Annotated in this window: 20 protein-coding genes and 2 pseudogenes; 18 read left to right on the top strand and 4 right to left on the bottom strand. The window is 45.0% G+C overall.

Annotated features, from left to right (window positions below; translation table 11 throughout):
• Positions 1-83: 83 nt before the first annotated feature.
• The 3 genes from AB1L17_RS16785 to sdhB are packed head-to-tail and all read left to right on the top strand — an operon-like array spanning position 84 to position 3,236.
• Positions 84-695, top strand: coding sequence for a succinate dehydrogenase cytochrome b558 subunit (locus AB1L17_RS16785; RefSeq protein WP_412845778.1), 612 nt, complete (start codon positions 84-86; stop codon positions 693-695).
• Positions 696-713: 18 nt separating this feature from the next.
• Positions 714-2,468: a succinate dehydrogenase flavoprotein subunit gene (gene sdhA, locus AB1L17_RS16780; RefSeq protein WP_412845779.1), complete on the top strand. Its 1,755-nt coding sequence runs from the start codon at positions 714-716 to the stop codon at positions 2,466-2,468.
• A gap of 18 nt (positions 2,469-2,486) precedes the next feature.
• Positions 2,487-3,236, top strand: a complete 750-nt coding sequence (gene sdhB / locus AB1L17_RS16775) for a succinate dehydrogenase iron-sulfur subunit (RefSeq protein ID WP_412845780.1) — start codon at positions 2,487-2,489, stop codon at positions 3,234-3,236.
• A 512-nt stretch (positions 3,237-3,748) separates the two neighbouring features.
• Here sdhB and AB1L17_RS16770 read toward each other — a convergent pair.
• On the bottom strand, positions 3,749-4,189 hold the full coding sequence (locus tag AB1L17_RS16770) for a MarR family winged helix-turn-helix transcriptional regulator (protein ID WP_412845781.1): 441 nt from the start codon (positions 4,187-4,189) through the stop codon (positions 3,749-3,751).
• Between the two features lie 191 nt (positions 4,190-4,380).
• Between AB1L17_RS16770 and AB1L17_RS16765 the strand changes: the two genes are divergently transcribed.
• From AB1L17_RS16765 to AB1L17_RS16710, 12 genes and pseudogenes are all read left to right on the top strand, one after another.
• On the top strand, positions 4,381-8,133 hold the full coding sequence (locus AB1L17_RS16765; RefSeq protein ID WP_412845782.1) for a S8 family serine peptidase: 3,753 nt from the start codon (positions 4,381-4,383) through the stop codon (positions 8,131-8,133).
• A gap of 70 nt (positions 8,134-8,203) precedes the next feature.
• On the top strand, positions 8,204-8,599 hold the full coding sequence (locus tag AB1L17_RS16760; RefSeq protein ID WP_412845783.1) for a hypothetical protein: 396 nt from the start codon (positions 8,204-8,206) through the stop codon (positions 8,597-8,599).
• Between the two features lie 119 nt (positions 8,600-8,718).
• On the top strand, positions 8,719-9,177 hold the full coding sequence (locus AB1L17_RS16755; RefSeq protein WP_412845784.1) for a chemotaxis protein CheX: 459 nt from the start codon (positions 8,719-8,721) through the stop codon (positions 9,175-9,177).
• 46 nt (positions 9,178-9,223) lie between these two features.
• Positions 9,224-9,748, top strand: a complete 525-nt coding sequence (locus AB1L17_RS16750; protein WP_412845785.1) for a hypothetical protein — start codon at positions 9,224-9,226, stop codon at positions 9,746-9,748.
• A 20-nt stretch (positions 9,749-9,768) separates the two neighbouring features.
• Positions 9,769-11,511 carry an ABC transporter ATP-binding protein gene (locus AB1L17_RS16745; protein WP_412845786.1) on the top strand — a complete coding sequence of 581 codons (1,743 nt, stop codon included), beginning with the start codon at positions 9,769-9,771 and terminating at the stop codon, positions 11,509-11,511.
• 90 nt (positions 11,512-11,601) lie between these two features.
• Entirely contained in the window at positions 11,602-12,117 is a 516-nt protein-coding gene (locus AB1L17_RS16740; RefSeq protein WP_412845787.1) for a GNAT family N-acetyltransferase, read from the top strand.
• Positions 12,118-12,581: 464 nt separating this feature from the next.
• Positions 12,582-13,445, top strand: a complete 864-nt coding sequence (locus AB1L17_RS16735) for an ABC transporter permease subunit (protein ID WP_412845788.1) — start codon at positions 12,582-12,584, stop codon at positions 13,443-13,445.
• A gap of 35 nt (positions 13,446-13,480) precedes the next feature.
• Positions 13,481-14,404, top strand: a complete 924-nt coding sequence (locus AB1L17_RS16730; protein ID WP_412845789.1) for an ABC transporter permease — start codon at positions 13,481-13,483, stop codon at positions 14,402-14,404.
• Positions 14,405-14,465: 61 nt separating this feature from the next.
• Positions 14,466-15,389 carry an ABC transporter permease gene (locus AB1L17_RS16725; RefSeq protein WP_412845790.1) on the top strand — a complete coding sequence of 308 codons (924 nt, stop codon included), beginning with the start codon at positions 14,466-14,468 and terminating at the stop codon, positions 15,387-15,389.
• 428 nt (positions 15,390-15,817) lie between these two features.
• Complete coding sequence (locus tag AB1L17_RS16720) at positions 15,818-16,039, top strand: helix-turn-helix domain-containing protein (protein ID WP_003387736.1); 222 nt, start codon at positions 15,818-15,820, stop codon at positions 16,037-16,039.
• A gap of 486 nt (positions 16,040-16,525) precedes the next feature.
• Positions 16,526-16,705 carry a hypothetical protein gene (locus AB1L17_RS16715; RefSeq protein WP_412845855.1) on the top strand — a complete coding sequence of 60 codons (180 nt, stop codon included), beginning with the start codon at positions 16,526-16,528 and terminating at the stop codon, positions 16,703-16,705.
• A 101-nt stretch (positions 16,706-16,806) separates the two neighbouring features.
• Positions 16,807-16,947, top strand: a pseudogene (locus AB1L17_RS16710) (transposase); the annotation flags it as partial.
• A gap of 43 nt (positions 16,948-16,990) precedes the next feature.
• Here AB1L17_RS16710 and AB1L17_RS16705 read toward each other — a convergent pair.
• Together AB1L17_RS16705 and AB1L17_RS16700 are read right to left on the bottom strand one after the other, a co-directional pair.
• Positions 16,991-17,299 carry a hypothetical protein gene (locus AB1L17_RS16705; RefSeq protein ID WP_412845791.1) on the bottom strand — a complete coding sequence of 103 codons (309 nt, stop codon included), beginning with the start codon at positions 17,297-17,299 and terminating at the stop codon, positions 16,991-16,993.
• A gap of 67 nt (positions 17,300-17,366) precedes the next feature.
• Entirely contained in the window at positions 17,367-18,617 is a 1,251-nt protein-coding gene (locus tag AB1L17_RS16700; protein WP_412845792.1) for a chymotrypsin family serine protease, read from the bottom strand.
• A 525-nt stretch (positions 18,618-19,142) separates the two neighbouring features.
• Between AB1L17_RS16700 and AB1L17_RS16695 the strand changes: the two are divergent.
• Positions 19,143-19,232, top strand: a pseudogene (locus AB1L17_RS16695) (helix-turn-helix transcriptional regulator); the annotation flags it as partial.
• 154 nt (positions 19,233-19,386) lie between these two features.
• On the top strand, positions 19,387-21,585 hold the full coding sequence (locus tag AB1L17_RS16690; protein WP_412845793.1) for a glycosyl hydrolase family 18 protein: 2,199 nt from the start codon (positions 19,387-19,389) through the stop codon (positions 21,583-21,585).
• 230 nt (positions 21,586-21,815) lie between these two features.
• Here AB1L17_RS16690 and AB1L17_RS16685 read toward each other — a convergent pair whose 3' ends face one another.
• Positions 21,816-22,058: a hypothetical protein gene (locus AB1L17_RS16685; protein ID WP_412845794.1), complete on the bottom strand. Its 243-nt coding sequence runs from the start codon at positions 22,056-22,058 to the stop codon at positions 21,816-21,818.
• Positions 22,059-22,266: 208 nt separating this feature from the next.
• Here AB1L17_RS16685 and AB1L17_RS16680 point away from each other — a divergent pair, with 208 nt between their 5' ends.
• Complete coding sequence (locus AB1L17_RS16680; RefSeq protein WP_412845795.1) at positions 22,267-23,808, top strand: YcdB/YcdC domain-containing protein; 1,542 nt, start codon at positions 22,267-22,269, stop codon at positions 23,806-23,808.
• Positions 23,809-23,940: the final 132 nt, after the last annotated feature.

Here is a 23,940-nt window from a genome sequence, read left to right as displayed (position 1 = left end):
AAAACCGTTTTGGGCCGCTTGCGGTAACGCTTGACGTTTTTCACAGAATTGAGAGTTACATACATTGAAAGGGGGACCATTGTATGGCGAAAGGCCATAGCTTTCTCAGTCACAAGCTACACTCACTTCTTGGTTTGTTTCCGATCGGGCTCTTCCTCGTGTTCCACTTGACAGCCAACTATCAAGCGACTCGTGGGCCTGAAGCTTTCAACCAGGCGGTAGGCTTCATTGAAAGCCTTCCATTTCTGTTAGTACTTGAATTTGCCTTGATCTACCTCCCGATCCTGTTCCACGCTGTTTACGGTCTCTACATTGCGTTCCAAGCGAAGCATAACGTAGGGAACTTCGGTTACTTCCGAAATCAAATGTTCTTGTGGCAACGCGTTACAGGAGTCATTACCCTCATTTTTATTGTTTGGCATGTTTGGGAAACCCGTATCCAAAAAGCACTGGGTGCACACGTGGATTATGACATGATGGCCAACATTCTTAGCAGTCCTGCAATGATCGTATTCTACACAATCGGGATTATTAGCACGACTTTCCACTTCTCCAACGGAATTTGGTCGTTCTTGGTTCACTGGGGAATCACGGTTGGACCGCGTTCCCAGCGTATTGCAACATTTTTGACTATGGGCGTATTCGTAGTGGTAACCTTCATCGGCTTGCGTGCGATGTCGGCTTTCATTTTGTAGGGATAGGGGGACAAAACTATGGCAAAAGGTAAACTGATCATTGTCGGTGGAGGTTTGGCCGGCTTGATGGCTACCATCAAAGCAGCAGAAAAAGGCGTTCCTGTTGAGCTGTTCTCCCTGGTTCCAGTAAAACGTTCCCACTCTGTCTGTGCGCAGGGCGGTATTAACGGTGCGGTAAATACCAAAGGGGAAGGCGACTCCACATGGGAGCACTTCGACGATACAGTATACGGTGGAGACTTCTTGGCTAACCAACCGCCAGTTAAGGCAATGTGCGATGCAGCACCTGGCATCATCTATATGCTGGACCGTATGGGCGTTATGTTTAACCGTACGCCAGAAGGTCTGTTGGACTTCCGTCGTTTCGGGGGAACCAAGCATCACCGTACCGCTTTTGCGGGTGCAACAACTGGACAACAGCTCTTGTACGCATTGGACGAGCAAGTGCGCCGTTATGAAGCTGAAGGTCTGGTAACCAAGTACGAATATTGGGATTTCCTCGGAGCCGTTTTGGACGATACAGGAACCTGTCGCGGGATTACTGCACAAAACATGCGTTCCGGTGAAATTCAATCCTTCCGTGCGGATGCCGTTATTTTGGCAACAGGCGGACCTGGTATCATCTTCGGTAAATCGACGAACTCGATTATCAATACAGGTACAGCAGCATCTGCGGCGTATCAACAAGGTGTTATCTACTCCAACGGTGAGATGATCCAAATTCACCCGACAGCAATCCCTGGCGACGACAAACTGCGTCTGATGTCTGAGTCTGCACGTGGTGAGGGTGGTCGTGTATGGACGTACAGAGACGGTAAGCCTTGGTACTTCCTGGAAGATAAATACCCTGCTTACGGAAACCTGGTACCGCGTGACATCGCGACTCGCGAAATCTTCTCCGTTTGCGTAGATATGAAATTGGGTATCAACGGCGAAAACATGGTATACCTCGACCTGTCCCACAAAGATCCAAAAGAACTGGATGTAAAACTGGGCGGTATTATCGAGATTTACGAAAAATTCGTTGGGGATGACCCACGTAAAGTACCAATGAAGATTTTCCCTGCGGTTCACTACTCCATGGGTGGTATGTGGGTAGACTACAACCAAATGACCAATATCCCTGGTCTGTTCGCAGCAGGTGAGTGCGATTACTCTCAGCACGGTGCAAACCGTTTGGGTGCGAACTCTCTCCTGTCCGCGATCTATGGCGGTATGGTTGCAGGTCCAAAAGCGATCGAGTACATCAAAGGCTTGAACAAATCCTCTGATGACCTGTCTTCCACGCTCTTTGACGGCTTTGCTAGCCAAGAGCAAGCGAAATACGACAGCATCCTGAAAATGGACGGAACAGAGAATGCTTACCTGATCCACAAGGAACTGGGTGAGTGGATGACTGACAACGTAACGGTAGTACGTTACAATGACCGTCTGCAAAGAACGGATGATAAGATCGTTGAATTGATGGAACGCTACAAAAAAATCAACATCAACGATACAAATAAATGGAGCAACTCTGGTGCTGCGTTTACCCGTCATCTGTGGAACATGCTCGTGCTGTCCCGTGCGATCACGATCGGCGCGCTCAAGCGCGACGAGAGCCGCGGTGCTCACTACAAGCCAGATTTCCCTGAGCGTGATGACGAAAACTTCATGAAGACGACAATGGCGAAGTACAATGCAGAAACGACTGCGCCAGAAATCTACTATGAAGACATCGACGTATCCCTGATCGCACCACGTAAACGTGACTATACGTCTGACAAGAAATAAGAGAGGAGGAAACGGATCATGGCAGAAAAATTGATTCATTTGATTATCACTCGTCAAGATAGCCCTGACAGCACTCCGTACAAGGAAGAGTTCAAAATCCCTTACCGTCCTGGAATGAACGTGATTAGTGCTTTGATGGAGATCCAACGCAATCCACTCAATGCACAAGGTCAAAAAACATCCCCAGTAAACTGGGAATCGAACTGCTTGGAAGAAGTATGCGGTGCGTGCTCGATGGTTATTAACGGAAGACCTCGCCAAGCGTGCTCGGCACTGGTAGATAAACTGGAACAGCCGATTCGTCTTGAGCCAATGAGTACCTTCCCTGTACAGCGTGACTTGTCGATTGACCGCAGCCGCATGTTCGATGCGCTCAAACGCGTAAAAGCGTGGGTTCCAATCGATGGTACGCATGATCTGGGACCAGGTCCTCGCATGCCGGAAGTAGAACGTCAATGGGCGTACGAGCTTTCGAAGTGCATGACGTGCGGTGTTTGCTTGGAAGCTTGCCCGAACGTGAATGCGAAGTCTGAATTCATTGGTCCATTCGCGATTTCCCAAGTTCGTCTGTTCAACCAGCATCCAACTGGTATGATGAACAAACATGAGCGTCTGGAATCACTGATGGAAGATGGCGGTATCGGTGATTGCGGTAACTCGCAAAACTGCGTACAAGCTTGTCCAAAAGGAATTCCACTCACAACGTCAATCGCTCATATGAACAAAGAAACAACCAAACATGCAGTGAAGAAGTTCTTCTTCTCTTAATTGCCATAGAAAAAGGCGTGCACCGGTTATCCGGAAAGCACGCCTTTTTTTACCTTATAGGGAAGTTTGTTTAATGTGGCTGTAGTGGAGAGAAGAATATTTCCAGTCTAGGCTCCAGGCTCCGTCCTTCGGGGAAGCTTGGATTGCCCGCTAATCCCTTCTCCGCTCGGTAGGACTCTACAAGTCGCTACGTCTGGAAATATTCTTCTCTGGCGTATCTGAATACGTTCTTCATTCTTTTAAGGAATTAAAACACGGATGAACACGGCAAGCTCGTAGAGGAAACAGGAGAAAACGGCGAAGATCTTAGGGACACCGACCGAGACGCAATGCAAAAAGCGAAACACGCCCTTAAGCGGTCACCTCTGAAAAACATCTTGAAGAGACCACTTTGGCCGCGGTTTCGCTTTTTGCATGGAGTCGGGCAGTCAATCCCACAGCGGGTGGCCCTAGAAGCTGAGCGTTTTCTCCTGTTTCCTCCCCACCACAACAGCAACGTACAAGAAGTTTTTTCAATTCGTCTCGATGACCGCCGCCAACGCCAGCTTTTCAAAGATAGTGACGAAGGCCTGGAGTTCATCCTCCGAGAGATGAGAAAACATTTTGTTGAGCTTTTCTCGCCGATTTTGCTTGGCCAATTTCAAAATATGCCTGCCAGAATCGTGTAAGCTGATGTGTACTACTCGTCGATCTTCCTCGTCACGGTCACGTGCGACGTAACCATGTTTATCCAAACGATCCACCATTGCTGTGATGGCACTTGGTTTGACTCCCATGGAATCAGCCAATTCTCCGACCGTGCATTTTTGCTTCAGTTCCAATTGGTGAAGAATGTAGAATTGCGGGCCGGTTAAACCAGAAGCAGGCTCAGCTAATTGCGATCCCATCGTGCGCATAATGGTACGAAACGCCTCCTGCAGGCGCTCAAAGGTATCTGTTGAGAGGGAGGACATGCTCGTATCGTCTCCTTGTATTTGATCTATTCCTTCGTGATCAGGAATATTTGATATGTAGTATTTAACGCACTTAAATATAGGCTTAAATTGCATCGTTTGTCAACCTTCACGAAAAGAAGGGAATACCCAAGCGGTTCCTAGTGAAAACTGAAAACATAATGGAATGACTTCCAGCAAGGGGGCAAACGATGAAGAAAAAGGTATGCAGCATTGGATTGATATTGGTTTTGCTTCCCGCAACGACTGTCAGTACAACAGCGTTTGAAGGAACGGCGACCATTCGTACGCAGATTTTGCAGGATATTGCAGAAGAAAAAATGCATCAGCCATTACATACAGGCAAGGCGATCGGAACGAACAGCGACGAGGTATATAAAACAAGGGCAGATGAATGGCAGCGACAAGAATTGTTGTTACGTGGAGAGAAATTAAATTCTGCTCCTGTCAATTCGCTGGAAATGATTGAGGCAACACGGGCATGGGAGGAAGCAGGGGTAAAAGGGGAAGGTATGTTAGTTTCTGTGATTGATACGGGTGTCAATCCCGGACACCCTGATTTGCCTGTCCCGCATGATAAACGTTCCGCTATGCAAAAGTCAGGTTCCTCCCAGAAGGTGATCCCTGGCTTCAACTGGGCTGACCGTACACAAACAACCGAAGACGTATCGGAGTCACAGCACGGCATCCATGTAGCGGGAATCATTGGGGCAAACGGAAAAGTAAAAGGCGTCGCTCCGGAAGCTCAGCTCATCAGCCAAAAAGTATTCTCGAATTATCAAGCGGAGGTACCAGGACTGGGAGAATCGATCTTATTTGCGATCAATGATTCCGTATCGAAAAAAGCAGATGTCATCAACTTGAGTCTCGGCTCCTCAGCGGGCTATGTAGATGAGACAAATGTAGAGCAAATGGCAGTGAAGCGAGCGGTCGACAATGGGATTATTGTGGTTGCAGCTGCAGGTAACGATGCGTATTTCGGCAGTGATAAGGTACGCGCACAAAACCCGGATATTTCCATGATCAGCTCTCCGGGATTGAGTCCCGATGCCTTTTCAGTTGCTTCTGTCAATGCTACGACTCTGGCCGGCTATAGCTTCACGGTGCAAGGAGTAGCCGGTATGGATAGGGTTGTTTATTTGCCAGGACATGTGGAAGGTGGGGGTGCGGTCAACCCAGTGATGACACTGATGAAGCCATACCCGCTTGTCTATATGGGGAAAGGGAAGAAGGAAGACTATAATGTTTCCGTGAAAGAAAAGGTTGTTTTATTGGAGCGGGGCGACATTTCGTTTGACGAAAAGCTTCGTCTTGCCAAGGAAGCGGGAGCAGTCGGAGCCGTCATCTACAACAACGAAATGGGTCCACTCATTATGAGTGCAGAGCATCTCAAACAAATCCCGGCTGTTTCCGTCTTGAAGCAAATGGGGGAGCAAATGGCACAAGCGATTAAAAAAGGCAAGAAAGTAACGATTTCGTTTCATGGTGAGTATGGACAAAATCCAATGCCATATCCAGATGGAGGAACGATATCAGGCTTTTCATCATGGGGGCCAACACCAGATTTGCAGTTCAAGCCAGAGATTGCTGCTCCCGGTGGCGGGATCTTGTCCCTGACGCGAGAATTCGATTACAGCGTGAAAAGTGGCACGTCTATGGCAACGCCGCATGTGGCAGGAGGGATGGCTTTGCTGAAGCAAGGTTATCTCAAGCAGGGGCGGAACCTGCAAGGCAGGACGCTTGTAGATACATTGAAGGCTGCGGCGATGAATACAGCAGAGCCTATCATTGATCCACAAATCAGCATCCCCACAGCGGATAAAGTGAAAGCAAAAAAAGTGCCATACAGTCCACGCGTCCAAGGGGCAGGACTGATGCAAATCGCAAAAGCGATCAAGACGCCAGCCATCGTGGTGAATGCAAAAGGCAAAGCAGGTATTTCGTTAGGTGAAATCGGGAATTCAACGACATTTTCGCTATTTGTCAATAACAAGTTTGGCAAAAAGCCAATTACGTATCAGCTGCAAAATGAGTTTGGCGTCATGACTGACTTGCGCAAGAATGGGATAAACATGCTGACCAACACGATGTTCGAGGGGGCAGAACTGCAATTTTCCGCTCCACAGGTTACAGTTGCACCGGGCAAGCTAGAGGAAGTGAAGGTGACGCTGACAATTCCTCCAGGGTCAGCACGCAATCAATTTGCGGAAGGGTTTATTTCGTTTCAACCAGATGATAAGGAGCTGCCTACGTTGCGGACTCCGTTTTATGGCTTCTACGGCGATTGGGATGAACCACGGATTATGGATCAGCCGGTTTGGGAGGCAGGAAGTCAGGAGAAACGGACGGGCGTCAAAACGAGCTGGTATCACGATAAACGCAATGATAAGTGGCGCTATCGTGATTATTTGGGTGTCACAGGTGTCCAAGAGGATGGCAGCGCCAAAATCGATCCAAACCAGATCGCCTTCTCGCCAAACGGGGATGGCCATTACGACGTAGCGTCTCCTTCGATTACATTTTTGCGTAACGCCCGTCATGTTATCGTCGAAGTAACAGACCAATCGGGCAAGCCGATCCGCTCCCTTGTCCGTGATGAAAAGGTGAGCAAGTACGACCAATCAAAGTTGGGAACGCCTTATTATTATACGGAAAGAGAAGCGTGGGGCTGGGATGGGAAGGTCTTTTCCTCGCAAAAAGGAGCCTATACACAGGCATCCGACGGGCAATACTACTTTTCCATTAAAGCCAAAATAGACGGACATCATGCGAAATGGCAATCGATGACGCTCCCGATACGCGTGGATACAAAAGCTCCTGTGATTACTGCATCTGTGTCGGGAAACCGGGTTCAGTGGAACAGTCGCGATAAAGATGTACAGGCCTATTTCCTCTATATTAACGGGAAGAAGGCAGGAGGTCCCTATTCTCCGAAAGTGACAAGTACGCTGATCAATCAGCCAGATAAAAGAATGAGTGTCGTAGCGTATGACTACGCCGGTAATATCGGTGTGGCGCATATTAACGGGAAAAGTGACAGCACACCACCCTTTGTGGAGTTTCCGGATGATTTGTTTCCGTATCTGAAAATATCCAAGCAGCCAGATGTAGCCTTTCGAGGAAAAGTGACGGGCGAGGATATGATGGACAGAGTACGCTTGTCGATTAATAAGACGCCTGTGAAGCTTGCCATGGATGGCTCATTTGAGACCATTTTGCGCTTAACGGAAGGCCTCAACTACGTGATGTACAGTGCCATGGATATGTATGGAAACAAGCGGCAATTCACACAGCGAGTGATTGTCGATACGAGTCCCCCCATGCTGCAATTGTTGAATGATGGCAGCGAAGATATTCAGTTTGACCCTGCAACCAAGAACATGCTCGTTCCCGTTCGTTTCCTGTACAAAGACCAGAATTATAAAGGCCAGGCTAGTATTAACGGGCAAATCGTGTCTTACTTTGAAGAAGATCAACTAGAAATCCCGGCGCAAAAATATTTGACGCAAATGTTGAACATGAAGCATGGAGAAAATCGCATACTTCTTGAAGGAAAAGACGGTGCTGGTAATCCAAGCATGCTCCAGGTGTATGCGTATGTCGATGCCAATGCAGGTACGGTCGTCATCAGTAATGGCGAACAGCGTATTTCCTATAAGGCGAGAACAGTGCCAGCTCCGACGATTCAGCTTTCGAACAAACAATTAGAAGGACAGGAAGGCGAGACATTGCCCATTGAAGGCAAAGTGATAGGCGCTGGCGCAGTCAACCTCCAGATCAACTATGGTTCAAAGACATTCCAGACGAATGCGAATGATCACGGCCTGTTTCGTTTGGTGCTAAACGAGGTAGAGGAAGGCAAGCAAAAGCTGACGGTTGTTGCCACTGATGCATTGGGAAGGGAAGCCCGTGCTGAGATGAACGTCGTAGGAAAGAAGAAGTAGCTAAGAGGCCCGTCAGTAGCAGCTAAAATAGCTATTGCCGGGCCAAATTTTTGTGGGAGGATTCAATCCGATGTTTTACCACGGCATCATGTGGGAATATGTTACGAGAGAGTATCCAGTCCTATCGCCGCGACGGACCGTCAGGATGCGTGGGAAGGAGCAATTATTGGATCGCATTCATTTATTCCAGCAATTTGGTTTGGAGCCAGTCCATTTGCTTGAGGCCGATGAGCATTACCATGCTGCACGCTGTATACAGGAATGCCTGGCATTCGGAGATACTGTTTTTGCTTTTGATCGCATTCCGTTTCCGATGTGGCAACTAAGTAAGCACGAGATTGGTGTAGAGGTATTAGATTTGCGAACATGCAAGGCGATCTATACCATTCGTCATGAGACAAAAGTAGAGGAATATTTTCCGGGTATACCTTGTTTTCATGACCTTGTGCCTATGAAGTTTTCGTAATCCTATTGCATCTGCCAAAAATCGACATTATGATAGTCCTATACGAGTATGTGATCAAAAGACGATTTTTTGAACAACCGCTAAGAGAGTGAATTGCCCGGGAAAGGAAGAGAACGCAGATGATAGTCCACTACCTTGATCCATTTCTTGAATCAGCTTCGTCCGTGATTCAACAAGTATGCAATGTCGACATTTCGCGTGGAGAGTTAGCTGAAAAAGAATGGAGCCATGTAGAAGGTCATACATGGATTCGAATCGGAATGACAGGTCAATTAGAGGGTGACGTCTTTTTCGGTCTGCAAGAGGAATTGGCTTTGCGAATTGTTTCGGCTATGATGGGCGGCTATCCTGTGCAAGAGATGGATGAGCTCGGAAAAAGCGCCATTTCTGAGTTGGGGAACATGATTTCCGGGAACGCGAGTACTCTTTTGTCCAATCGAGGTGTCATTGTAGACATAACGCCTCCTTTATTTTTGCACCAGCAGGATTTGAAAGAGATGGCTGGTACTGCGTTGACAGCACCACTTGACCTTCACGATATGGGGAGATTGGATATTCAAATTATTGTGATTAGATAAAGGCGGCTAATGGCCGTCTTTTTTGGTAAAGGAGGAATCGGAAGAGATGGATCATTACTTCTCGATCTGCTCAGCTGAAATGTATTACGAGAAATACATGACATTTTTATTGGAAAACTACAACCAGCTTCGCATGCCTTATTCCTTTCCTGTTTCCCTCAGTTTTCTGGCCAGTCCCGTTCTAATGGAGGGAAAAGCGTTTCTATGCTTCAACGATGATGATGAGGTGATCGGTGCCTTTTCGTACATTTACGGAACAGGTGAAAATCAGTACGAAGACAAGCATATCGTTCAAATCCAGGTTGTCTATTTTTTGGAGAAGTATCGTAGCAGTCGCCTGTTTTTGCATGCCCTTCAGTATGTAACCGAATATATCGCTTATATGGAGGAAGACGTAAAGGAGTTTCGATTCTGGACACCCGCAGACGCCGCTAACCGTAAATTGTATGCGAAAATTGCAGAGCGAACAGCTTCTGTTGAAACGGCAAACGGTCCATTGGATGAGTACCGCGCATCGTTTTTGGCATGGCAGTCCTATGCAGCCAAATTTGAACATGAACCATTTTTCTAATCCAAGAAGGAGACGTTTCGATGCTGTATGTCATCAAAAACCTGTTTGCCTACATACGCCCCTACAAGCTCCTGAGCATCCTTTTTTTCCTCACACTTGCACTTGATCTGCTTTTCTTATCCCTGGCCCCTCTTAGCTTCCAGATGATCATCGACAAAGCGATCATACCAAAAGACATGGAGTATTTTACTGTCATCATGATTGTCCTGACTATTAGCGGCTTTATTTGTGTCAGTGCAGGAATATTCAGTGATTATGCGCTGGCAAAACTAAACGCACGAGTGCAAAATGACTTGAGGAAAAAATTATTTGCACATATGCAGCAGCTGCCAGTGGGCTTTTTTCACAAATCTCGTTCGGGCGAACTGGTTTCTCCCTTTTCAGTGGATTTGCCGGTCATTGACAGATCGATGGCAATCCTGTTCACCACAGGTATTCAGTCTTTAACAGTCGTAACCATCAGTACGATGGTGCTGTTTTATTTGGAATGGACGATGGCCTTGTGTATTTTGGTCGGGGCAATCTTGGTCTTTACAGGTCCGTATTTGCTCGGAGGACGTGCGCATGCTGTCAACTCTGCATACAAAGAACAGCTCGCTGCCATGACGAGTGATGTGCAAGAAAATATAAAAGCGCAAATGGTCATCAAGGGCTTCAACCTGCAAAACGTGATGATCGATAAATTTACGGAAAGGCTCAACTTACTGTTAATCAGCAATTACCGCAAAAATATAATGGCAGCAAAACTGGAACGAATTCCTGCGCTTTGTTTATTACTCATCAACTTTACCATCATTGGCTTTGGTTCCTATCTGGCGCTCACCGGGCGAATATCTCTCGGTTCCTTGGTCGCATTTTTCACGATGTATACATCGATGGGGAATGCTGTGTTTAATCTAACGTTCACCCTTCCTCTTCTTACAGATGCACAAGTCAGTATGGAGCGAATCCAGAAGCTGTTGAATGAGCCAAGAGAAAATGCCGACCATTCTGGAGAGGAACCGCTCGGTCTGCGTTCTACTGAGGTGTCTGTAAAAAATGTTTCATTTGGCTATCAGGAAAATCAGTTGTCCATTAGTCAGGTCAGCATGCATATTCCAGCTGGGACGAAGGTTGCCATTGTTGGCTCCAGCGGTTCTGGAAAAAGCACCATTGTCCAGCTGTTATTAGGTTTTTATAAACCTAATGCTGGTCATATCGAGATAAATGGCTCAAACCTCCATGCGTATCATCTCGGATCTTTCCGCAATCATGTAGGTGTTGTCTTTCAAGATAGCTTTCTTTTTCACGGAACAATAGCGGAAAACATCCGGCTCGGCAAACTCGATGCGACCAACGATGAGCTCAGGATGGCAGCACAGCAAGCGGAGATCCATGATTTTATCATGACTCTACCAGACAAGTACGAAACACTTGTTTTGGATGGGGGAAGCAACTTCTCAGGGGGACAAAGGCAGCGCCTTGCAATTGCTCGGGCGATTCTGCGCAATCCTTCACTACTCATACTGGATGAAGCAACTTCGGCTCTCGACCCCATCTCAGAGGCTTCTATTAACAAGACTTTTGTGAAGCTTTCCAGCGATCGAACTGTCATTACGGTGACGCACCGCTTGGCGACGATAACGGAGATGGATCAGATTTTTGTGCTGGAGCGGGGGGAGCTAGTGGAGCAGGGGACTCACTTGCAGCTGCTGGAGAAGCGTGGTTATTACAAGAGGCTATGGGACAAGCAAATCGATTTGACAAGCTCACAGGGTGGTTAACTTGCGATTTTGGAGGACGGTGATTACTTTGGCGATGTCCCAACTATCGCTATGTTAACGAAACAGAAAAAGAAAGGCGGTATGTCATCCATGCATGCTCATTTTAGACGTTGCACGAGTGATGAGGATTTTGCCCAATTCACGCTATTCTTTATTCGCAATCGGCTGGAATTTAGCCGTATGTTTTCGCTCAGTGACACCCTCGTTCATATTTTGACCTTTCTTCCGGATTCTTATTTGATCCTGATAGAAGACGAGCGAGGTAAATTGGTCGGATGGGGCCATTATCAATACCTGACAGCGGAAAACCAACCAGATCCACAGGGCGAAATTTGCTATATACACTCTGTCATTATCCAAGAAAAATATCGAAGTAGCAGAGTATTTCTGAAAGGCTTTCGCCACCTAATCAAACAGGTTCAAGAAGAAAATGTACACGTGAAACAGGTGACCTTTCGCGCAGATGCTGATCATGCCTATCTGAACCGGCTTTATTCGAAATTTGCCAAGGTTGCAGGGGAGCAGGAGGGCTATTACGGACAAGAAAACATTTATATGACGGAGATCAATCAGCTCGCTTCTTATCTGGGAATTGCCAATAATTGACGTTCTATAAGGAAAAATGCTATTATTATGAAGATATTGTCAGAAAGGAGGCCTATCAGATGATTCCAATGGTTCCACGTTTGAAAGACGGAGTAAGAAAGCCTTTCACTGCTTCGATTCAAAATCTTCTCATGAAAAATGAGCAGCTGCGTGTAGCTACTTCTACTACGAAGTAGTCGACAAGCTATCATCTTTCCCGTATCAACTGTTCCCAAGAATGGAGAAGTGGTTGACAGGCTATCCTGCTCAGCCACTTTTTTAACGTGTAGGAATTTATAAAATAAATTTCGGAGCGCATAAAAACTTTCCACTAAAACGCGGTCGCTCCCCCATGAATAGCCTCGGTAGAGGTTTTTTTATTTCTCCTTCTGATTGAATATAATAAAAACATAAAATATTTCCTATTGTCTGGATGATTTTTAATAGATAGTGTATTGTTGGAAATAGTAAGGGGGTATGAGAGCTTGACCTATGTGAAACAATTACTTGGGATGTTTTTCCTAGTCATCGTGGTTTGCGGTGGGCCGTTTATGCTATATACGGAGAAGGAAGAGATTGTGTTCGAACCGGGAAATATAGTAGTCCATACGGTTTATCTCATTCAGCAGATTGCAGAGGGCTCCCTCGGAACCTATTATTCGGGACAAAATGAGAGGAGCATCGCAGAGGACATTCTGCCATTTGCGATAAGCTCCTTTGAATTACTATTCGCAAGCGTCAGTATCGCGGTAGTCGTCAGTCTGGTTTTTGGATTGTTGTTGCAGCGATTTCGTGTGGTGCGGCAGTTCCAAAAGGTTCTGAATCTGATTGCCACGATTCCTGATTTTATTCTAATTGTTGTGTCAATTGTGGGTGCAGTCGGATTTTACAAGCTGACGAACATTCGGATCATCACCTTGTCTCCTGTGAGTGACTCTGAGAGTACATGGTTTCCGATTACCTTATTGTCGATCGGACCGACGATCTTCCTTATGAAGGTGGTCAGCTTGAAGTATTCACAAATAGGCGGCGAAGATTACATTAAGACAGCGTTAGCCAAGGGTATGGGGATCTGGCATGTTCTCATTCATCACGTGTACAAAAATATTAAGCCGTTTCTCATCGCTGATTTGAAAAAGACCATTGCCATTACAGTAGCCAACTTGTTTATTGTCGAGTATTTGCTAAACGTCGTAGGATTGACCCGTTTTATTTTCAGTAAAGATGGTGGTTACGAATTCAATGCGGCTGTAATGGGGCTGCTTGGCATTATCCTGTTATCTATTCTGGTATACCTTCTGATTCGTCTCATTCTGTATTTGATTGAACGTGCGGTTGTCTATAAATAACGCAGACTTTTATTGGGATGAGTGAGGTTTTTTGTATGAGGAAACGGTTCAATTGGTCATTATGGCTAGGCTGTATCTTGGTGTTTTTTCTCATCATTATCGGTATAGCCGGACCTTATTTGGCACCTTATGACATCGATTATCAGGTGAAGGTGCGAAATGAGATGGTGGACGGAAAGCAGGTTATCATTTCTCCGCCGTTGCCACCGTCGGGCGAGCATCTGTTGGGGACGGATAAATGGGGCTATGATTTACTCACCATACTGCTCCATGGAGCTCCATACACCATTTTTATTACACTCGCGATTGCCTCTCTGCGATTATTTCTTGGAATGTGGATCGGGCTGTATATCGGAATATTGGACAAGCCGCAGCGTTGGTGGATTGCGATTGAGAATGCATGGGGGTACATGCCCATATTTATTCCTGTCTATTTTTTACTGAAAGGAATCAATATCAATCCCGAATTGCCAACGTTCACACTCGTGTTGTTTTTCATAGTGGTTGTTGCTGTACTCGGAATGCCTTCGGTGGCTGCCTCCATCCGGCAAAAAACAGAGCAAATCAAGGAATCGCAGTACGTCTTAGCTGCGACTTCGCTGGGAGCCGGGCGGGATCAGATTATTTTTCGCCATATCCTGCCACATTTGAAGGAGCATTTGGCCATAGTCCTGGTGACGGAAATGATCGCTACCATGACGTTGATGGGGCTACTGGGTATATTTGGTCTTTTTGTAGGCGGTACGACCATGTACTTCGACCCAGTTGAGTACCACTCGACCACTCATGAATGGGCAGGACTGCTCGGGACTTACCGAAGCTTTGTCTACACGAATTACACGTGGATTTTCCTGATCCCGCTGGCTGCTTATATGATTGCTATCGGTTCATTTAGCTTGTTGGCGAAAGGATTGCGTGATAAGTTCGAACAGACATATAGTCGGACACCATTCATTTAAGGACTAGACACCAGGCAGCATGAGGGCTTGTGACTTCGATGGTAAGAAGTGAGGTTTTTGGATGAAGAAACGATTCAATTTGTCACTATGGATAGGTAGTATTTTCGTGTTCCTTCTGATCGTGATCGCTGTAGCGGGGCCATATTTGGCTCCCTATGACTTGGAATATCAAGCGAAGCTGCGTCATGAGGTGGTGAATGGTAAACAAGTCATGGCCGCACCGCCATTTCCACCATCAGAGGAGCATCTGCTCGGTACGGATAAATGGGGCTATGATTTACTGACAAAATTGCTCCATGGGGCGCCGTACACCATTTTTATTACACTTGCGACCGCATGTATTCGCGTGTTACTTGGTACATGGATCGGACTCTATATCGGCATCCAGGATAAAGAGCAGCGTTGGTGGATCGTGATTGAAAATGCATGGAGCTATATACCTATATTTATTCCTGTGTATTTTGTTTTGCAAGGAATCAATATGGATTCTGAGCTGCCGACGTTCACGCTCGTACTGCTTTTCATTGGGCTTGTCTCTGTCCTTGGAACACCGTCTGTAGCCTCATCTGTACGTCAAAAGGCCGAACAAATTAAAGAATCTCAATACGTTGTGGCTGCCATTGCGCTGGGGGCTGGTCGGAATCAAATCGTTTTTCGCCACATCCTGCCACACTTGAAGGAACAACTCATGATTATTCTGGTGACAGAAATGATCGCTGTCATGACCTTGATGGGCTTGCTCGGCATATTTGACCTGTTTGTAGGCGGCACGAAGATGACCTTTGATCCCGTTCTGTATCATTCGATCACACACGAATGGGCGGGGCTGCTTGGCTCTTATCGCGGTTTTATTTACAGTAATTACACGTGGATTTTCCTTGTGCCATTGGGTGCTTTCATGATCGCGATTGGCTCGTTTAGTCTGTTGGCAAAAGGATTGCGAGATAAGTTCGAACAAACCTATAATCGTACACCGTTTATTTAATGTGTTGTGTTGGTGCCCTTGATTTTTTGCGAATCAAGGGCATTTTTGGTTGATCCCATTAAAAATAATGGAATAGAGGTCGAATTGAAGGGAGCAGTATATGTGCCGGGTGAATAGACTGGAGTGTCGGGGGCGGTGTTGGCCTTGGGTTCCGATGGCAACCTCAGCAGGCGAGACGAACTTGTCGCGATCTGAACGGGGGACAACTGGCGGCCATCGTCGTCTCGAACGGATAAATTCACGGCGTATGTCGAAGAGGTTTCTCATCGGTGTTCGGAACCCATTGCCCATTTTCTGAATAGGATGTAAGGCAAAAGCCTAAAATCCTTGAAATTCCGGCACCATCACCCACCCCCCATCATAGGATAAGGTGACTCTGTAATCCCTCAACCTTGTTCCTGTAGAGCCCACAAGGAGGGGTGGCACGATTGAAGGGTAGCGACCAAACCAAGCCGTTGTTAACGAATCGCGAAAGAGAAGTGTTTGAACTCTTGGTCCAAGATAAGACAACCAAAGAGATTGCCGGACAACTCTTCATCAGCGAAAAGACTGTGCGCAATCACATTAGCAATGTCATGCAAAAATTAGGTGTCAAAGGTCGATCTCAGGCAGTAGTCGAACTCGTTCGACTTGGTGAACTAGAGATTTGAACCCAGTCCACCCAGCCTCCCTTTTCTTCCCTTGGTCGGAAGGGAGGGTTTTTTTATGTTCATTTAAGGATTCATCACCATAACCCGTGCTAGAGATTGAAAAAACGCAGATGTTCCTCTATCGCGGGAGTTGTCGAGACAACCACAAAAAAGGAGGAAATCTACGTTGTGTCCTGATTTTAACACAGACTTTATCGGACTTCCATCGTTCACTCTCTCCCATTAGGATAAAATCACAGAAACGGATTGGATTGCTTATTTAGAGCCCCATTCCGTTTGTTTTCCCTGTCCTCTCTTCACAAAGAGAGCACGAACCATGCCCGTCCAGGACGACGTCTTCTTGGTCAGCGATTTATTCCTTCTTGGGGGAAAGTATGGGTATCCGTTCCTATTTATCGTCAACGTTGTTCAGACTTTCAGATCACGTGGACTCTTGAATGGGCATGCATTCCGTATCGCGGATCATCCACCTACGCTTTTCAACAAATGGCCGTAGACTTGTGTCAGAAACGGGACTTACTCAGCGTAGCAGAGCAAGTAGGAATCGGCTACACGACACTGGAACGTTGGTACTACCAGTGGGCCCCCAATCTCTTCAGGATATGCGAGCGATATATGCCGTTCAGACACCAGAAGCGGGAGAAGAAGCCCTCCGTAAATGGATAAACAAAAATCCCTATTCACCGACTGCTGCGATTCGTTCGATAGCCAAAACGGTTGTCCAGTGGCGTGAACCCATTTAGAATTATTCTCGCTTTCGAGTCATAAATGCACGAATAGAATGGACACATAACAAAGTGAAAGTGATCAAGCGCAGAGCATATGGCTACCGAAACCTTGAGCGATTCAAGATTCGAATCCGCCTTAAGTGTAAACCCGCTACCAAGAGGAAGATCAAGCACGTTTAACGGTGAAGAGCTAATTTTTTGTTAAATTATAAAAATGTTACGTCTACACTAGGTAAACAACATATTTTGATATGAACGCATTTGCAATTAAATAAACCAAAGAATCATATGCAATAAATATCGAAGCATCAAAAAATTTATTAGCTTTATTTGTATTAATTATTCGCAACCTTTTAACACCAAAGTAAATGATAAATAACACTACAACAAGATAAAAGATACTGCTGAGATAGTAAAGCAAAGAATCCCCAAATGCATGTTGGTCACCTAACATATAAACAAATACCTTACCAAAAAATATAAAAACTCCTGAAAGCAAGTAAAGAATCAGGTATTCTTTAATTTTTTTCACAGGATTCTCCTCCTTATTAACACACGCCACATGCCAAATAAATGGGCGTGTGTTAATGTTGGCAAAACTACTTACCTGTTATTGTTTTAATGCCTGTTTCTGCTTTTATGTTACCAATATAACTCAAATAAGCTACACTTTCATTAGACTTAGCAGCAGAAACGATTCCATACAAATACAATTTCTTTGTATTTTTTGAATCAGGTGCACCAACTGGTGATCCACTATCTCCATTAACAACTTTAAGTCCAACCTTTTTCTGATTTTTCAAATGACCACCAAAAGCATAAACACTTTCATTTGTTCCTTGTACAAATCCGCACATTTGAGTATCAGACTGACCTAATGATGTGCACACTCCCATACCTTCCCAATCACTAAGCTGCTCACCAATAATTTGATATCCTGCTTCATTATAATTTTTACTTGATGTAGTTAAGATGTTGTGAGTGGTCAAACTAGAGTTAACCTTAACTAAGGATACGTCTACTGAACTCCCCCAGTAGAAGATTTTAGTGTGAACTGTCCCAATCAGGTTATCTTTATCATAACTTTGGAAAACTTGCTGACCAGTTTTTGAAGCACAATGTCCAGCAGAGACTAGGAAATAGGTCGAACTTTTTGAATCCTTAGCTGAAAAGCCATTTGTACAAAATCCACTTCCAGAGAAGTTCATTTGTGCAGCGCCTGGAACTGGTCTAAGTTTTATTTGTGCTCTATCTATCTTAGGCTCTATCTTCTCTGTTTGTTCAAATTTTATTAATGACTCATCTACATCGATTGACCTAATCGAATTCTTATTTAAACCATTTGCTATACTTTCTTTCGCGTCACTTTCATCTTCGGTATAGCCTACTATTACAGATTGATCTTTGAAACTGGTAGAGATTGTTGTAATGTTTTCCTCGGATTCATCAATCCTCGCCGAAATCTCTTCAACTACTTCATCCAAATCTTCTTTAGAATATTTCACTTCGTCATACTGAACTTCGACTCCTTCTCCTAATATGTCTTCAACTTCATCTAGCTCTTCTTCATCGGGAATTGAATGAAACCCAATATGAATGACTCCTCCGCTTTCCTGATCAACATATAGCCCTGCATAATTTTCATCGAATTCTTTTTCTAAATACTTGATTAACTTAGGAATTCGCTTCTGAGCTTCCATTCTATCCCAGAATTCATCTTCATCAATAGGAGTAACATAACGCACTTTACTGTCTTTCTCTTTTCCTTGCGCAATGATCGTACTAGATAGTGGCAAAATAGATATTGCACCAACTAGCATTAGGTTCAGTACAACATTTCTCAACGTCATAGACTTTACCTCCGTTAGGTTAATTAGTACAACAAACCCAAATATAACAAATATTGTAAATTAGTTCAACGCTTAACACGTAGTAAAAATCTACCGGTTTTAGTTTGTGCCAATAGGATTACCTCCATCAATTAAGACATCTTCAATATTGCATACACGTCATCAATAACAAGTTCTACTCTTGTGTTTGGTGTATACTTTTGAATTTGCGCAACTTTAAAGTGAGTGCCGCCAGTTTCTTCACAAATCCACATACCATGATGTGAACGATCACCAAAATGTTGACCACTTTGCTTAACAAAAAGTTCCCCACCTAGTGGACTGAACACACATCATCATTTTCACACCTATTAGCTAAACTTTTTGCTGAGCCGAGGATCGTCAAGGACTTGCATAGGATTGCAGAGGTCATTGGACTGACACCGGAGGAAGCCGCTGCGGAAACGCGTGTGTAGTTGGTCGAGCAGATTAAATATCCAGCAAAATGAAAATTGCAAACAAAATGGTTATCTTAATAATTCAAAACACACGACGAATGTCATGCAAAAATTAGGTGTCAAAGGTCGATCTCAGGCAGTAGTCGAACTCGTTCGACTTGGTGAACTAGAGATTTGAACCCAGTCCACCCAGCCTCCCTTTTCTTCCCTTGGTCGGAAGGGAGGGTTTTTTTATGTTCATTTAAGACTAAATACCCTATTATTACCATTTATGTAAACGTATTAGCATATCGTGATATTAGTCGCAATAAGATGGATTTGTAACTAAATCCATGAAGATCGAGAGGGATACTATGAAATTCAAGAAATGTGTTAGGAATGTGCTAATGATAGGTGCCCTGCTTGTCACCTCAGTATTGCCCATGGCTGCACAGGCGGCGCAAGCAGAGGAAAATCAAGCGGAGACAACAGCTGTATCCAATTACAAAATTATTGGCTACTATCCCTCGTGGGCAGCTTATGGACGAAACTACAATGTAACGGATGTCGATCCAACCAAAGTAACGCATATTAACTACGCATTTGCAGATATTTGCTGGAATGGAAGACACGGCAACCCAGATCCAACTGGTCCCAATCCTCAGACATGGGCTTGCCAGGATGAAGTAGGCAATATTAACGCCCCGAATGGTACGGTTGTTCTCGGAGATCCATGGATTGATGTACAAAAGTCCTTTCCAGGAGATAAATGGGATCAACCGATCCGTGGAAACTTGAATCAATTGGCAAAATTAAAGCAAAAAAACCCTCAATTGAAGACATTGATATCGATCGGGGGCTGGACGTGGTCCAATCGCTTCTCTGACGTAGCGGCAGATCCGGCAGCACGCGAAGTATTTGCACAGTCCTCGGTAGATTTTATTAGGAAATATCAGATGGATGGGGTCGATCTCGATTGGGAGTACCCAGTTGAAGGAGGCTTGCCTGGAAACAGCAAACGTCCAGAAGATAAGCAAAATTATACGTTGTTGCTACAGGCTGTCAGAAATAAACTCGATGCGGCTGAGGTAACGGATGGCAAACAGTACTATTTGACGATAGCCTCTGGTGCCAGCCCTAGCTATGCCGCAAATACAGAGCTTGGAAATATTGCCCGGGTCGTGGATTGGATTAATATTATGACCTACGACTTCTATGGCGCCTTCCAAAAGCAGAGCGGCCATAACGCCCCGTTGGCCTATGACCCGGCAGCAGGAGCAGCTGGTTTGCCAAATGCTCAAACCTACAATGTCCAAACGGCTGTAGAGGGTCATCTCCGTGATGGGGTTCCTTCTAGCAAGCTCGTGGTCGGACTTCCGTTTTACGGAAGAGGCTGGTCGGGTTGCGCAACGGCTAACAATGGAGAATATCAAAATTGCACAGGGCCTTCAATAGGAACATGGGAACCCGGTATGCTTGACTTCACGGATATCCAAAATAATTATGTGAACAAAAATGGTTTCACACGCTACTGGAATGACGCTGCAAAAGTGCCCTATCTCTTCAACCCGGCTTCGAAAACATATATTAGCTATGACGATGTGACTTCAATCGGACATAAAACTTCATTTATTAAATCAAAAGGATTAGCTGGCGCAATGTTTTGGGAATTTAGCGGAGACCGTAACAAAGGACTGCTAGACAAAGTGTATGGTGATCTCCTGGGTGGGACAGCACCAGTCGATAATGAACCACCGACAGTGCCGGCTACGCTCCAAACGACAGGCAAAACATCTACAAGCGTCAGCCTGAGTTGGCTAGCAGCTACCGATAATGTCGGCGTCACAGGCTATGAGGTATACAATGGCACACAGCTTGCGGCATCAGTAACAGGTACAAGTGCTACCGTTAGCGGGCTTCTGGCTGGAACGACCTACCATTTTACTGTGAAGGCCAAGGATGCAGCGGGTAACTACTCACCAGCAAGTAATGTGGTAACGATTACGACGGATACGATTCAGCCAGACAATCAACCGCCAAGCACACCTAGCAATCTTGTCATAACAGGGAAAACAGGTACGAGTATCAGTCTGAGTTGGGATGCGTCCACTGACAATATCGCGGTGACGAATTACGAGATTTACAACGGTACAGCATTAGCTGCGGACGTAACGACTACGACGGCAACTGTTACAGGACTTACGCCGAATACTTCTTATACCTTCTCTGTAGTAGCGAAGGACGCGGCAGGTAATGCATCTCAGAAGAGCAACGAGGTAGTAGGCCAAACGGATGCACAAAATCCTGGGACTCCAGCATGGGCGCCTAATGTAAACTACGTAGCTGGTGATTTGGTTAGCTATCAAGGCAAGGTATACAAATGTCTGCAACCACACACTTCACTCGTAGGGTGGGAGCCAACAAATGTAGCTGCTCTCTGGCAGGTTCAACAGCAAGCGGCAGTAGAAGGAGTCGATGGTAATGTAGGTGAGGAGATTTTGGAGGAAGCAGAGGTTTTAGAAGAAACAGAAGGAAATACAAACACGCATTAAATAGAGAAGGGGCTGTCCCACAAGTCATGAAAATGACGGTGGAACGCCCCTTTTTGTTCTTTTGGAAATTAAGCAAAGGCTTTTAAAAGCTGGACGATTAATGGAATGAGATCTCCAAGAAAAGTAAGAATCGCGATAGCAGTATTCATAGAAGCCCCTCCTTAAAATTCCAAATTCACTATCATTATATAAATGTTCATAATAGTTATCAAGAAATATTTTCCTTTTAATTATGCAAATAAATCATTAATCGCATCAACGAAAAAAACGATTTGTAATAGGACCACACCAAAAATAATAACCGCCTTGTCTCGGTTTTTCTGCCATGCGAATACGCCTTGAATAGAAAAGATAACGATTAAGCCTGCTAAAAATAATAGCTGAATAAAAACAACGCTCGTTAGTACTGCTAGTATTCCAATGACAACAACAACAGTTGCTATCACTTTAAACCAAAAGGGCTGCTCACTCATACTAACGCCCCCCTTTTCCCTTTTTTGTAAATTTTAACATACACAAGAAAAAAGCCAAGCAATAAGGCTCAGCTAGGGAGTTAAAAGACGATTCAACTCCTTTCGAAGGCTTTTTTATGCAAATTTTTTAGGAAAATTGAAACAAAACAGAGTGTGGTTCGAATAATGAATACGGGAAAGCAAGTATGAACAAACGAGAGGAAGAGAAATGATGAAAAAAGTTACGTACGCTATGTTCCTCCTGATGGCTGCAAATCTAACGTTGTCAGCTCCTAATAGTGCTTTTGCAGGGGACAGCTCGCCAACTTCAACAGCAGAAAAAATGGTTGAAAAAATGACACCTGAAATAAGCAAGCTAGTAGAAAACGGAGTAAAGAAAGCAGCTAGCCTCATCCCTTATGTAAAAGATTACCCTGTTACGGAAGTAGTTTTGAAAGACACTCCTTATTTGCTCGTGAATAACTACAAGTCTAAAGAAAACAAAGCCGATTTCGTTACATTGGTGCTCGACAAAAATACTGGTGACCTGCTTGAGTTTGGCAAACACGAGCTATATAACCAAAAAAGCCAAACACTTTACCCGATCGACAAATCAAAGGAAGCAGCCATTTCCTTTATGAAAAAGTGGTACGGAGAAGACATGGGTGGTTATCAGCTGGATGGGGATGGGGTTGCGAAGGTTTTCGATGGACAAACCAATAGAATTCAGTTTGTACGCATGGTCAACGGGGTTCCTTTCACAGACGACATGATTCAGGTACAAGTTGATCACGAAGGGCAAATCACAGGAAAATCCCTTGGCATCAATATCGAAAGAATCTCCTTTGCCAAAATGGATCAAATCCTTTCCAAAGAAAAAGCCGAGAAACAGCTGTCTACCTATATGAAATTACGGTATTCCCTCGATCAAGACGGAAAAACATACAAGCTTCTTTACGTCCCTGCTTTTTCCGGGAAGCTGGATGCTGTGTCCGGCAAAGACAGCGTGAATATGCCTTACCATAGCAAAGTGAATGTGAAGCCAAAGGGTACCAGCCAGCACGTAGCGAAATCGCGTGAAGAAGCACAAACGTATCTGACTCAGCGTACTGGTTATGATTTTTCAAAAGGGAACGTCTTTTTTGAAGATTTGACTGGTGAAAAACCCGTGATTATCGAATCTTTCTGGAAAACAAACAAATGGGAGGGACGTACCAATTATTCGTGGAGGACAGAAGACGGATGGATTGGGAGCATGCTGATCGAACCGAAAACAGGTTCAATTGTGAACTATAGTGTGATCGATACAAGTGCGCCAAAGGCATCTGACAAAAAATTGACGTCAGAGCAGGCCTTGCAATCTGCCATGAATGAATTGGCTGAGATCGCTCCTGCGGGTACAGGCGAGCTGCTACTACTTCAGCCCGGAGAATTTCATGAAAGTACTAATCAATACTCCTTCCATTTTGTGAAGCATGAGCAAGGAATTCCTGTAGAGGATTGGCTGACGCATATCTCGATCAACGGCAGTAATGGGAAAGTCATGGGGATGGATATCAATCAAAATCTCGATGGAGTGATGCCTGATCCGAAGAAGGCAATCTCCCAGGAAAAAGCGGCAGCCGCTTTGCTCAAGAAATATCCGTTGCAGCTGCAATATACCTTGCAAGAGGAAGGCAAAGCTTCTCTCGTCTATACCTTGCCTCAGTTGTTCGATGCAAAAATAGATGCGTTGACAGGTGAGTTTTATTCCTACGGGTCCACAGAATAAGAGTACAAGCAAAGAAGAGCCTCCTGTTTAAGGGAGGTTCTTTTTCGATCAGAAAAAATTAATTGAAATATAAGAAAAAACCAAATTGACACAAAATACAAATTTCAGTATGATCACTTTATAAAGTCATTG

Source organism: Brevibacillus jepli (genome assembly GCF_047229145.1).
In the GTDB taxonomy this organism is placed as follows: Bacteria; Bacillota; Bacilli; order Brevibacillales; family Brevibacillaceae; genus Brevibacillus.
The sequence above is the reverse complement of the archived record's forward strand: the minus strand, read 5'-3'. Positions and strand labels throughout refer to the sequence as shown.